Raw genomic sequence first — 12784 nt, 5'->3', positions numbered from 1 at the left:
GGTGCTCGACGCCCCAGACCGCGGCCAGGTCGACGCGGGCGGCGGAGTCGGCGACCGGGCGGCCCCCGGGCAGCAGCGACGGGAGCAGGCCGGCCTCGACCGCGGAGCGCTCGCCCACGCGGCGCGGGACCCACGCCAGGCGGGCGCCGGTGCGCTGCGCGAGCCGCACGGCCGCGGAGAACCCGCCGGGCACGCCCGCCAGGCGCTCGCCGACCAGGATGAGGGCGCCGTCGGCGCCCAGCAGCGCGGCGGCGTCGGCCAGCGCACTGTCGGTCCCGATGCCGTCGAGGATCTCGGCCTCCGTGCCGGGCGCGGCCGGGAGCAGGGTGCCGGAGAGTCGCTGGAGCCCGCGGCTCTCGAGCGCGGCGACGGAGAGCACCTTCGCCTTGCGGGAGACGACCGCGTCGCGCAGCCGGAGGAACGCGATGCCGGCCTCCTCCTCGACCTCGAGGCCGACGAGCAGCACGGCGGGTGCCCGGTCGAGGTCGGCGAACGTGACCTCGAGCGTGCGCCCGGCGACGTGGTGGCCGAGGAAGGCTTCCTCCTCCGCCGAGTGCGGGCGGGCCCGACCGTCGACGTCGTTGGTGCCCAGCGCCACGCGGGCGAACTTGCCGTACGCGTAGGCGTCCTCGAGCGTGAGGCGACCGCCCGGCAGGACGGCGACGCCGATCGCGGTGTCGCGCGGGTCGTCGGGCGCCTGGGCGGCCCGCAGGCCGGCGGCGGCGACGTCGAGCGCCTCGACCCAGCTGGCGGGCTCGAGCTCGCCGTCGGCGTTGCGGACCAGCGGCGTGGTGATGCGGTCCGGCGCGGACTGCCAGGTGAAGGCGAAGCGGTCCTTGTCGGTGATCCACTCCTGGTTGACCACCGGGTCCTCGCCCGCCAGCCGGCGCAGCACGACGCCGCGGCGGTGGTCGATGCGGATGGCCGACCCCTGGGAGTCGTGTTCGCCGACGCCCGGCGTGGAGACCAGGTCGAACGGCCGCGAGCGGAACCGGTAGGCCGCGCTGGTCAGGGCGCCCACCGGGCAGATCTGCACGGTGTTGCCGGAGAAGTACGACGCGAACGGCCGGCCCGAGGCGTCCTCGGCGGCGGCGCCGAGCGGGGCCTCGCCCTCGAAGCCGAGCACGGTGGTGTCGAACGTGCCGATCTGCTGATTGGCTCCGCGCTTCTGCAGGTCGATGAACACGTCGCCCGCGATCTCCTCGGAGAACCGCGTGCACCGCTGGCAGAGGATGCAGCGCTCCCGGTCGAGCAGGATCTGCGTCGAGATGGCGATGGGCTTGGGGAACGTCCGCTTGACGTCGACGAACCGGGTGCTGGCCCGGCCGTTGCTCATCGCCTGGTTCTGCAGGGGGCACTCGCCGCCCTTGTCGCACACCGGGCAGTCGAGCGGGTGGTTGACCAGCAGCAGCTCCATGACGCCGTGCTGGGCCTTGTCGGCCTCCGGCGAGGTGTGCTGCGTCTTGACCTGCATGCCCGGCGTGGCCTCGAGCGTGCAGCTGGCCTGCGGCTTCGGCATCTTGGCCAGCTTGCCGTCGCGCCCCGGCGCCCAGACCTCGACCAGGCACTGGCGGCACGCGCCGGCCGGGGCGAGCAGCGGGTGGTCGCAGAACCGCGGGATCTGGATGCCGAGCTGCTCGGCGGCACGGATGACGAGCGTGCCCTTGGGCACGGCGGTCTCGATGCCGTCGACGATGAACGTGACCGTCTCGGTCGCGGGCTCGACCGGTGCGACCGGGGCGGCGGGGACCAGGGACGTCGTCGGCCCGGAGGACAGGATCGTCATGCGTGCACCCCAGCGAGCTCGTGCTTCGGCGTGTAGGCGAACAGGCTGCTTTGCTCCGGCGGGAACAGGATGTCTGCCGGCGTGTGGGTCCCCGCCACGAACTCGTCGCGGAAGTACTGCACCGCCGACGTGATCGGGCTGGTCGCCCCGTCACCGAGCGCGCAGAACGCCTTGCCCAGGATGTTGTCGCACAGGTCGAGCAGCAGGTCGATGTCCGCCAGCGTGCCCTGCCCGGCCTCGATCCGCTGCAGCACCTGCGTCAGCCAGTACGTGCCCTCGCGGCAGGGGGTGCACTTGCCGCAGGACTCGTGCTTGTAGAACTCGGTCCAGCGCGTGACGGCCCGGACCACCGACGTCGTCTCGTCGAAGATCTGCAGCGCGCGCGTGCCCAGCATCGAGCCGGCCGCACCCACGGACTCGTAGTCGAGCGGCACGTCGAGGTGCTCGGCGGTGAAGATCGGGGTCGACGAGCCGCCCGGCGTCCAGAACTTCAGCTCGTGGCCCTCGCGGATGCCGCCCGCCATCTCCAGCAGCTCGCGCAGCGTGATGCCCAGCGGGGCCTCGTACTGCCCGGGCCGCGTGACGTGGCCGGACAGGGAGAACAGCCCGTGGCCGGTCGACCGCTCGGTGCCCATGGACTTGAACCAGTCGGAGCCGCCCACGACGATGCCCGGTACCGACGCGATGGACTCGACGTTGTTGACCACGGTCGGGCGGGCGTACAGGCCGGCGACCGCGGGGAACGGCGGCTTGAGCCGCGGCTGGCCGCGCAGGCCCTCGAGCGAGTCGAGCAGCGCCGTCTCCTCGCCACAGATGTAGGCGCCCGCACCGGAGTGCAGGGTGATCTCCAGGTCGAACCCGGAACCGAGGATGTCGGTGCCGAGGTACCCGGCGGCGCGGGCCTCCTCGATGGCCAGCAGCAGGCGCCGGTACACGTGGAGCACCTCGCCGCGCACGTAGAGGAACGCGTGGTGGCAGCCGATGGCGTAACTCGTGATGATCATGCCCTCGATCAGGTGCTGCGGGCTGGCCATCATCAGCGGGATGTCCTTGCAGGTCCCCGGCTCGGACTCGTCGGCGTTGACGACGAGGTACCGCGGGCCGCCGTCGGGCGCGGGCAGGAAGCCCCACTTCATGCCCGTCGGGAAGCCCGCTCCCCCGCGGCCGCGCAGGCCGGAGTCCTTGACCATGGTGACGACGTCGGCTGCCTGCATGCCGAGCGCGCGGCGCAGGCCGCGGTAGCCGCCGGCGTCCTCGTACGACGCGAGCGACCACGAGCGGTCGGCGTCCCACGTGTCCGTGAGCACCGGGGTGAGGGTCGTCGCCATCACGACTCCTTCGCGTCGTCGGTGGACTGCTTCTTCTGCTCGCCGGCCGGCGAGACGTCGCCCGGGGTCGTGACGGGGCGCTGGGCGCTCGACTGCTCGCCGCCGACCTTCGGCTCGTGCGTGCCGCCGGCAGCGGCGACCGTGCCCTCGGGGAACTCCGGGGCGGTCCAGCCCTCCGCGCGGGCCAGCGCGAGGCCGCGCAGCGTCGGCACGCCCGCGCCCACGCCCTCGTCGGCACGCCCGTCACCGAAGCCGGCGAGCACGCGCGACATCTCCTTGAACGAGCACACGCTCGCCGCGCCGCGCGTCGGGACCACGGGCTTTCCCGCGGTGAGGTCGTCCGCGATCTGCCGGGCGCTCTCGGGGGTCTGGTTGTCGAAGAACTCCCAGTTGACCATCACGACCGGCGCGTAGTCGCAGGCCGCGTTGCACTCGACCCGCTCGAGCGTGATCACGCCGTCGTCGGTGGTCTCGTCGTGCCCGATGCCCAGGTGGTCCGAGAGGTCCTCCCAGATGGCGTCGCCGCCCATGATCGCGCAGAGCGTGTTCGTGCAGACGCCCACCGTGTAGGTGCCGTTCGGGTGCCGCTTGTACTGCGTGTAGAACGTGGCGACCGCGGACACCTCGGCCGTGGTCAGGCCCAGGTGCTGCGCGCAGAACGCGATCCCGCGCGGGCTGACGTAGCCGTCCTCCGCCTGGACGAGGTGCAGCATCGGCAGCAGCGCCGAGCGCGCCTGCGGGTAGCGGGCGACGATCACGTCCGAGTCGGCCGTGAGGCGCGCGTGCGTCTGGGCGTCGTAGGCGGTCTTGTGCGTGCGGCTGGTCTCGATGCTCATCGGTCCACCCCTCCCAGCACCGGGTCGAGCGACGCGACGGCGACGACGACGTCGGCCACCTGCCCGCCCTCGCACATGATCGACGTGGCCTGCAGGTTGTTGAAGCTCGGGTCGCGGAAGTGCGCGCGGTACGGCCGCGTCCCGCCGTCGGACACCAGGTGCACGCCGAGCTCGCCGCGCGGGTGCTCGACCGTCTGGAACACCTGACCGGCCGGCACGCGGAAGCCCTCGGTGACCAGCTTGAAGTGGTGGATCAGGGCCTCCATCGAGGTGCCCATGATCTCGCGGATGTGGTCGAGCGAGTTGCCCATGCCGTCCGACCCGATGGCCATCTGCGCAGGCCAGGCCACCTTCTTGTCCGCCACCATCACCGGTCCCGGGCCGATCTTCTGCAGGCGGTCCAGCGTCTGCTCGACGATCCGCATCGACTGGTAGCACTCCTCGAGGCGCAGCACGAGCCGCCCCCAGGAGTCCGCCGACTGCGCGACGGGGACCTCGAAGTCGTACGTCTCGTAGCCGCAGTACGGGTTGTGCTTGCGCACGTCGTACGGCAGGCCCGCCGACCGCAGCACCGGCCCGGTGATGCCCAGCGCCATGCAGCCGGCCAGGCCCAGGTAGCCGACGTCCTTGAGCCGCAGGTGCAGGATCGGGTTGGCCATCATGAGGTCTTCGAGCTGCTTGAAGTAGCCGCGGACCACCACGAGCGCCTCGCGGATCGTGTCGATCGCGCCGGGCGGGATGTCCTGCGCGACGCCGCCGGGGCGGATGTACGCGTGGTTCATGCGCAGGCCGGAGATCAGCTCGAAGACCTTGAGGATCTCCTCGCGGGCCGTGAACCCGACGGTCATGATCGTCGTGGCGCCCAGCTCGTTGCCGCCCGTGGCCAGGCAGACCAGGTGCGACGTGATCCGGTTGAGCTCCATCATCAGGACCCGGATGACCGTGGCGCGCTCGGGCACGTCGTCGGTGATGCCCAGCAGCTTCTCGACCGCCAGGCAGTACGCGGCCTCCTGGAACAGGGGCGCGACGTAGTCCATGCGCGTGCAGAAGGTCACGCCCTGCGTCCAGGTGCGGAACTCCATGTTCTTCTCGATGCCGGTGTGCAGGTAGCCGATGCCCGCGCGGGCCTCGGTCACCGTCTCGCCGTCGATCTCGAGCATGAGCCGGAGCACGCCGTGGGTCGACGGGTGCTGCGGCCCCATGTTGACGACGATCCGCTCCTCGCCGAGGCGGGCGGCCTCCTCGGCGATCTCGGACCAGTCGCCGCCCGACGCCTCGAAGGACGGGACGCCCTCGGTGTCGGCGTCGACCACGTGAGGGGTCGCGTGGGGTGTCTGGGTGGTCATCGGTACGACCTCCGCTGGTCCGGGGGCGGCACGGTGGCGCCCTTGTACTCGACCGGGATGCCCCCGAGGGGGTAGTCCTTGCGCTGCGGGTGGCCCGGCCAGTCGTCGGGCATCTCGATGCGGGCCAGACCCGGGTGACCGTCGAAGATCATCCCGAAGAAGTCGAACGTCTCGCGCTCGTGCCAGTCGTTGGCCGGGTACACCGAGACGGTCGACGGCAGGTGCGGGTCGGAGTCCGGGACCGCGACCTCGAGCCGCAGCCGCCGCGAGTGGGTCACCGAGACCAGGTGGTAGACCGCGTGCAGCTCGCGGCCGGCGTCGTGCGGATAGTGCACGCCCGAGACGCCGAGGCTCAGCTCGAACCGCAGGTCCTGGTCGTCCCGGAGCACCTGGGAGACCTCGACGATGTGCTCGCGCGCCACGTGCAGCGTGAGCTCCTCGCGGTCGACGACGACCGACTCGACGGCTGCTGCGTACGTGGTGCCCGACTCGTCGAGCACCTCGGTGAGGATGTCGACGACCTCGTCGAACCAGCCGCCGTACGGTCGCTCGCTGGGGCCGGGCAGCGCGATCGCCGTGACCAGCCCGCCGTAGCCCGAGGTGTCGCCCGAGCCGGTCGCGCCGAACATGCCGCGCCGAACGTCGACCACCTCGATCTGCGTGCGCCCCTCGGCGGGGATGTTCTGCGAGCCGGCCTCGAGGGCGGCCTCGCTGGTGGGCTGCGCGGCCGTCGTCGAGTCGCCCGGCTTCGCGGCGTCGGCGGCGTCCGTCTTTTCGTCGGTCACTTCAGCAGCCCCGTCATCTGCGACGTCGGCGTCGCGGCCAGCGCGGCGGCCTCGGCAGCGGCAGCCGCCGCCTTGCGGTTGCCGCCGAGCGGCTCGTTCTCGATCTGCTCGTGCAGCGCGAGGATCGCGTTGATGAGCATCTCGGGCCGCGGCGGGCAGCCGGGCAGGTAGATGTCGACGGGGATGATGTGGTCGACGCCCTGCACGATCGCGTAGTTGTTGAACATGCCGCCCGAGCTGGCGCACACGCCCATCGAGAGGACCCACTTCGGCTCGCTCATCTGGTCGTAGACCTGGCGGACGACGGGGGCCATCTTCTGGCTGACCCGGCCGGCGACGATCATGAGGTCCGCCTGGCGCGGGGACGCCCGGAACACCTCCATGCCGAACCGTGAGATGTCGAACCGGCTGGCGCCCGCGGCCATCATCTCGATGGCACAACAGGCCAGGCCGAACGTGACCGGCCACAGCGACGACTTGCGGAAGTACCCGACCAGGTCCTCGACCGTGGTGAGCAGGAACCCGGACGGTGCCTCTTCGATGCCCATCTCAACACTCCTTCGTGAAAGCGTTCAGTCCCACTCGAACCCGCCGCGCTTCCACTCGTAGACGAACGGCACCGTGATGATCACCAGGAAACCGATCATCGCGACCAGGCCGAACAGCGCCAGGTCCGCGAAGCTGACGGCCCACGGGTAGAGGAAGACCACCTCGATGTCGAAGATGATGAAGGTCATCGCGACCAGGTAGTACTTGATGGGGAAGCGGCCGCCGCCGATGGCGTGCGGAGTCGGCTCGATGCCGCACTCGTACGCCTCGAGCTTGGCGCGGTTGTAGCGCTTCGGACCCAGGATCACGCTCGAGCCGACGCCGCCGAGGGCGAGCACGGCGGCGATGCCCATGAGGAAGAGCAGCGGGACGTACGGGTTGCTCATCGCGCGTCACTCCACTTCGTTGTGGTCGGGGTTGTCATGCGGCGGGGGCGATCCTGGCGAGCCCGGCGATCACCCGGTCCACCAGGTCACCGCCCTTCGGCTCGTAGCAGTCGGAGAGCAGCTTGAGCACGAACTTCATGACGAGCGGCCGGGGTAGCCCGTACTTCGTGCAGACGCGCATGACCTCGGGGTGCTCGATCAGCCGGACGAACACCCGGCCGAGCGTGTAGTACCCGCCGAGGTCGTCCTTCATGCGGCGCTGGTACGTGCCGAACGCCCGCTCGCGCCCGGCGGCGGTGCCCCGCGCGAGCCCCTGGGCGATGGCGTCGGCGGCGACCCGGCCGGCCTGCAGCCCGTACGCGATGCCCTCGCCGTTGAACGGGCTGATCATCCCGGCGGAGTCGCCCGCGAGCATGAGGCCGTTGGAGTAGAGCGGACCGCGATTGAACCCCATGGGCAGCGCCGCGCCCTTGACGGGCCCCACCTGGTTGTCGGGCGTGAATTCCCACTCGGCAGGCACGTGGCGCATCCAGGTGGCGAACAGCTTCTTGTAGTCGACCTTGGTCGGCGCGGCCGTCGAGGCCACGGAGCCGAGCCCGACGTTCGCCGTGCCGTCACCGAGCGAGAAGATCCAGCCGTAGCCGGGCATCAGCAAGCCATCGTCGTCCCGGAGCTCGAGGTGGCTCTCCATCCACGGGTCGTCGTGCCGCGGGGTCTGGAAGTACGTGCGGACCGCGACGCCCATCGGGCGGTCCATCCGCTTTTCCAGGCCCATCCCCGTGGCCAGCCGCGCGGACACCCCGTCGGCGGCGATGACGACCGGCGCGCGGTACGTGACTGTCTCGCCCTCGACCTTGGCCCGGATACCGACCACCCGACCGGACCGCTCGTCGCGCACGGGACCCGTGACGGTGGTGCGCTCCTGCAGCTTGGCGCCCGCGGCACGCGCGTGGTCCGCCAGCGTGTGGTCGAGCGACATGCGCGACTTCGCCAGGCCGTACGACGGATAGCTGGACAGCTCGGGCCACTCCAGCTCGAGGCGGTGGCCTCCCCCGATGACCCGCAGGCCGACGTTCCGGATCCAGCCGTCCTGCTCGCGGATCGGCAGGCCCATCCGCACCAGCTCGGCCACCGCGCGAGGCGTCAGCCCGTCGCCGCAGACCTTGTCCCGGGGGAACTCCGCCTTCTCCAGAAGCAGCACGTCCAGGCCCGCAGAGGCACAGTGGAACGCGGCGGCGGACCCTGCTGGGCCCGCGCCCACGACGATGACATCTGCGTCATCGTGCGTTGCTTCCACCACCAGTGACCCCACTTGTGACGATGTTCACGTACTGCTCCCGGCGAGTGTAACCAGCACCCCTGGGGCTGTCTGCGAAGGCACTCCTTACCTCGCGGCAGCGGGTGAAGAACGTGCCCTGAACTGCCGGTTGACGGCGGCGTGTCGGCCGGAAGGACGTCGCCGGGCGGAGGCGCGGCGAGGCCCATTGTTCACCCGAACGGGCGCTCCTGGGCGATTGCTCGACTCAGTCCTCGGTGAGCCGAAACCGGGCAGCCCGCCTGCCCGCCCGACCCGCCCCACGCGAACGGCGACGGACGCCGTCCAGGTCAGGCGTCGGGCTTGGTCCCCCGGTGCAGGGCGACGATGCCGCCGGACAGGTTGCGGTACGCGACGTGCGTCCAGCCGGCGTGCTTGATCAGCAGGCCCAGCGCGTGCTGGTCGGGCCACTCGCGGATCGACTCGGCGAGGTACACGTACGCCTCGGGCTCCTTGGAGACGGCCCGCGCGACGGGCGGCAGCGCCCGCATGAGGTAGTTCTGGTAGACGGCCCGGAACGGCTTGAACGTGGGCCGCGAGAACTCGCAGATCACCAGCCGGCCGCCGGGCTTGGTGACGCGCAGCAGCTCGTCGAGCGCCGCGTCGACGTCGTTGACGTTGCGCAGCCCGAACGACATGGTCACCGCGTCGAACGACGCGTCGGCGAACGGCAGGTGCAGCGCGTCGCCCGCGACGAAGGCGAGGTCCGGCCGGCGGCGCTTACCCACGTCGAGCATCCCGACGGACAGGTCGCACGCGATCACGTGCACGCCCGCGTCCGCCATCGGCTCCGACGACGTGCCCGTGCCCGCCGCGAGGTCGAGCACGGTCTCACCGGGCTGGGCGTCGAGAGCCTTAAGGGTCGCCTTGCGCCATGCGCGGTCCTGACCGAGCGAGATGACGTCGTTGGTCCGGTCGTAGCGGTGGGCCACGGCGTCGAACATGGCGGCGACGTCCTGGGGGTCCTTGTCGAGGGAGGCACGGGACATGTGTCCATCGTCGCAGGTCCGGCGCGCCCGTACGACAGGGCGGGCCGCTTCTCCAGGCATACGCTGGCACCGATGAGCACGCAGCCCTCCGCCCCCGCGGACGCGGTCCCGCAGCCTCTCGTGGTCCGCACGGTCGCGCTCGACGCGCTCGGCGGGACGACGGGCACTGCGGACGCGGACCCCCTGGGCCTACCCGATCCCCTCGACCTGCTCGGACTCCTGCCGTCGCAGGCCCCGCTCGCGTGGGTGCGTCGCGGTGACGGGCTCGTCGCGTGGGGCGAGACGCTCCGGATCGAGGTCGGCGGCGCCGACCGGTTCGCCGACGCCGAGCGGGCGTGGCACGACGTGCTCGCGCACGCGATCGTCCGCGACGAGGTGCAGGCGCCCGGGACCGGCCCGGTGGCCTTCGGCTCCTTCGCGTTCGACGACGATTCTCCGGCGGGCGGCGTCGTCGTCGTGCCGCGCGTGGTGATCRGCCGCCGCGCCGGGCGGACCTGGCTCACCACCATCACGACGGGCGCCCGGCTGCGCGCCGCGCCGCGGCTCGCCGACGTCGTCGGCCCCCGGGTGCCGCCCGTCGATCCCGGCGACGTCGCCTACACGGACGGGGCCGTGAGCGCCGACGGCTGGCGCGACGTCGTCGCGAGCGGCATCGCGGCGATCAAGGCCGGTGACGTGGACAAGGTGGTGCTCGCCCGCGACGTGCACGCGCGCACCGAGCACCCGCTGGACGTCCGCTGGGCGCTCGAGCGCCTGGCGACGCAGTACCCCTCGTGCTGGACGTTCAGCGTGGACGGGTTGCTGGGCGCCACTCCCGAGCTCCTCGTCCGCTCCGAGAAGGGCCTGGTCACCTCGCGCGTGCTGGCGGGCACCATCCGGCGCACCGGCGACGACGCGGCCGACGTGGCCCGCGCGGCCATCCTGGCCCACTCCTCCAAGGACCTCGAGGAGCACGAGTACGCGGTGACGTCCGTGGCGCACGCGCTCGAGCCGTTCTGCTCCTCGATCAACGTGCCGGACGTGCCGTTCGTCCTGCACCTGCCCAACGTCCTGCACCTCGCGTCGGACGTGACCGCCGTGCTCACGGCGCCCACCGGCGCCGCAGCGCACCCGTCCTCGCTCGCGCTCGCGGCGGCGCTGCACCCGACTGCCGCGGTCTGCGGCACGCCGACGGTCGCGGCGGCCGAGCTCATCCGCCGCATCGAGGGCATGGACCGCGCGCGCTACGCCGGGCCCGTCGGCTGGTTCGGCGCCGACGGCGACGGCGAGTGGGGCATCGCGCTGCGCTCGGCCCAGGTCGACGCCGACGACCCGCGACGCGTGCGCCTGTTCGCGGGCTGCGGCGTCGTCGCCGCGTCCGACCCGCCCGCCGAGCTGGCGGAGTCCGAGGCCAAGCTGGTCCCCATGCGGTACGCGCTCGGCCGGGACGCCAGCACGAGCTGACATCCCGGCCGAGGGGCCGTGCCGTGGCCGAAGGGGAGTCGGCCGGGCAGGCGGGCGGTCCGGGGACGGACCGCGTGGCCGACGGCCGGGATCCGCGGGGGGACGAGGACCCGGCGGCCGCCGGCGGTCGAGGGGCTGGATCAGCCCTGGTTGCCCTGCTGCTGCTGCTGGAACCACTGCCACAGCTGGTCGGGGCTGAGCCCGTCGGGGATGCCCGACGAACCGGAGTCACCCTGCCCCTGGTCGGGAGCCTGCTGCTGCGGGTCCTGCTGCTGCGGGTCCTGCTGCTGCGGGTCCTGCTGCTGCGGGTCCTGCTGCTGCGGAGCCTGCTCGGACGACGCCGACTCCTTGCGGACCGCGAGCGTCACGTCGACGTCCGAGGCCTTGCCGTCGCGGACGACGGTCAGCGTGACCTTGGTGTCGGACGGGAGGGCCCGCACGTAGGCGGTGAGCGACTCGGCGCCGCCGACGGCCTTGCCGTCGATCGCGACGATCGTGTCCTTCTCCTGCAGCTTGGCGGCGGCGGCCGGCGAGCCGTCGCTGACCGAGGCCACGACCGCGCCTCGGCGCGTGACGCCGTCGGCCGTCGCCGTGCCGTCCGTCAGGGACACCCCGAGGAACGCGTGCTCCGCGGTGCCGTCGTCGACGAGCTGGGCGGCGATGTTCTTCACCAGGTCGACCGGGATGGCGAAGCCGAGGCCGATGGAGCCGGACTCGCTCGAGAGCGTGGCGATCGAGGAGTTGATGCCGATGACCTTGCCCTCGGCGTCGAACAGCGGGCCACCGGAGTTGCCGGGGTTCACGGCCGCGTCGATCTGGATCGCGTTGGTGACGGTCGCCTCGTTGCTGTTCTCGCCCGAGGTGGAGACGGGGCGGTCGACCGCGGAGACGATGCCCGTGGTGACCGTGCTGGCCAGGCCGAGCGGGTTGCCGACGGCCATGACGGGCTGCCCGACGATGACCTTCGACGAGTCGCCGAACGCGGCCGGCTTGAGGTCGTCCGGGGCGTCGGTCAGCTTGATGACCGCGAGGTCGGTGGTGGCGTCGGTGCCGACGATCGTGGCCTTGAAGATGCGGCCGTCCGTCAGCGTGACCTGCACGCTGTCCGGGTCCGCGTCGGCGACGACGTGGTTGTTGGTGACGATGTGGCCGGCGTCGTCGACGATCACGCCCGAGCCCTCCGCGCCGCCGCCGTTGCCGGTGGAGACCTGGATGGCGACGACCGACTGCTGCACGGCCTTGGCGACGGCCTCCCAGTTCGGGTTGTCGTTCGTCGAGCCGGAGACGGGCACGGTGTCGTTGCTCGGCTGGCCGATCGTGGCCAGCGAGGCGGGGTGGCTGCCGTTCGCGCTGTCGTCGGACAGCACGTGCGTCAGGCCGCCGGTGGCGACGGCGGCGAGGATCGCGGCCGCGGCGGCGGCACCCGTCACCGGGAGCCAGATGCTGCGCTTGCGCTGCGTCGGGACGGCGCCCTGCGGCGCCGGAGCGGCGGCGTACACCGCGGCAGGCTGGTAGGCAGCCTGCTGCAGCGTCGCCGGGTCCTGGGCGGCGGCGCGCTGTGCGGCCTCCCACTGCGCACGGCGGACGGCCTCGAACGGGTCCACGGGCGCCGGCTGCGGCTGTGCAGCCTGCTGCGCCGCGGCCTGCTGAGCCGCATGCTGGGCGGCAGCCTGCTGGGCGGCTGCCTGCTGTGCGGCTGCCTGCTGTGCGGCTGCCGCCTGGGCGGCGTCGTAGGCGGCGCGCTGGTCCGCCGGGGCGGCGGGGTGCGGCGGCGTGAACGGGTTGGTGGGGTGCGCCGGTGCGACGGGCAGCGGCTGGGTGTGCTGGACCGGCAGCGGCTGGGTCGGCTGGACCGGCAGCGGCTGGGTCGTGTGCGTCTGGGGGTGCTGATCGGCAGCAGGCGGCTGGTTGCTCGCGCCGTTCTCAGGTGTGGTGGTCATCTTGTGGTGCCCTCCTTGGTCGATGACCATCTCACCTGGTCACGCTGGAGGGAGGCTTCGCAGAACCTGGGAGTTCGCTGC

At 72.2% G+C, this 12784-nt stretch carries 11 protein-coding genes; 1 reads left to right on the top strand and 10 read right to left on the bottom strand.

The window, feature by feature from the left end:
• The 9 genes from AC1DYZ_RS13765 to AC1DYZ_RS13725 form a co-directional block, all read right to left on the bottom strand.
• Positions 1 to 1786: NADH-quinone oxidoreductase subunit G (locus AC1DYZ_RS13765; protein ID WP_477065745.1), on the bottom strand; the 1786-nt coding region annotated here is incomplete at its 3' end.
• Positions 1783 to 3114 (bottom strand): NADH-quinone oxidoreductase subunit NuoF, encoded by a 1332-nt coding sequence (nuoF, locus tag AC1DYZ_RS13760; RefSeq protein WP_477065744.1) that lies wholly within the window; start codon positions 3112 to 3114, stop codon positions 1783 to 1785. The genes nuoF and AC1DYZ_RS13765, both read right to left, overlap by 4 nt.
• Positions 3114 to 3950: an NADH-quinone oxidoreductase subunit NuoE gene (gene nuoE / locus AC1DYZ_RS13755; protein WP_477065743.1), complete on the bottom strand. Its 837-nt coding sequence runs from the start codon at positions 3948 to 3950 to the stop codon at positions 3114 to 3116. Before nuoE ends, nuoF begins: the two co-directional genes overlap by 1 nt.
• Positions 3947 to 5296: an NADH-quinone oxidoreductase subunit D gene (locus tag AC1DYZ_RS13750; protein ID WP_477065742.1), complete on the bottom strand. Its 1350-nt coding sequence runs from the start codon at positions 5294 to 5296 to the stop codon at positions 3947 to 3949. The genes nuoE and AC1DYZ_RS13750 overlap by 4 nt, the downstream gene beginning before the upstream one ends.
• Positions 5293 to 6081, bottom strand: coding sequence for an NADH-quinone oxidoreductase subunit C (locus tag AC1DYZ_RS13745; RefSeq protein WP_477065741.1), 789 nt, complete (start codon positions 6079 to 6081; stop codon positions 5293 to 5295). Before AC1DYZ_RS13745 ends, AC1DYZ_RS13750 begins: the two co-directional genes overlap by 4 nt.
• Positions 6078 to 6629 (bottom strand): NuoB/complex I 20 kDa subunit family protein, encoded by a 552-nt coding sequence (locus tag AC1DYZ_RS13740; protein ID WP_456826646.1) that lies wholly within the window; start codon positions 6627 to 6629, stop codon positions 6078 to 6080. The genes AC1DYZ_RS13745 and AC1DYZ_RS13740 overlap by 4 nt, the downstream gene beginning before the upstream one ends.
• Positions 6630 to 6653: 24 nt before the next feature.
• Positions 6654 to 7016 carry an NADH-quinone oxidoreductase subunit A gene (locus tag AC1DYZ_RS13735; RefSeq protein ID WP_370503697.1) on the bottom strand — a complete coding sequence of 121 codons (363 nt, stop codon included), beginning with the start codon at positions 7014 to 7016 and terminating at the stop codon, positions 6654 to 6656.
• A 34-nt stretch (positions 7017 to 7050) separates the two neighbouring features.
• Positions 7051 to 8316, bottom strand: coding sequence for a geranylgeranyl reductase family protein (locus AC1DYZ_RS13730; RefSeq protein WP_477065740.1), 1266 nt, complete (start codon positions 8314 to 8316; stop codon positions 7051 to 7053).
• A gap of 305 nt (positions 8317 to 8621) precedes the next feature.
• Entirely contained in the window at positions 8622 to 9320 is a 699-nt protein-coding gene (locus AC1DYZ_RS13725; RefSeq protein ID WP_477065739.1) for a demethylmenaquinone methyltransferase, read from the bottom strand.
• A 72-nt stretch (positions 9321 to 9392) separates the two neighbouring features.
• Here AC1DYZ_RS13725 and AC1DYZ_RS13720 point away from each other — a divergent pair, with 72 nt between their 5' ends.
• Positions 9393 to 10763, top strand: coding sequence for an isochorismate synthase (locus AC1DYZ_RS13720; protein ID WP_477065738.1), 1371 nt, complete (start codon positions 9393 to 9395; stop codon positions 10761 to 10763).
• 140 nt (positions 10764 to 10903) lie between these two features.
• On the opposite strand, the gene AC1DYZ_RS13715 is transcribed toward AC1DYZ_RS13720, so the two are convergent.
• Positions 10904 to 12703 (bottom strand): trypsin-like peptidase domain-containing protein, encoded by a 1800-nt coding sequence (locus AC1DYZ_RS13715; RefSeq protein WP_477065737.1) that lies wholly within the window; start codon positions 12701 to 12703, stop codon positions 10904 to 10906.
• Between the last annotated feature and the right edge of the window lie 81 nt (positions 12704 to 12784).

The sequence above is a fragment of the Cellulomonas sp. P1_C4 genome, assembly GCF_056406355.1.
Note: the sequence above shows the minus strand (reverse complement) of the source record. Positions and strands in the feature narration are given on the sequence as shown.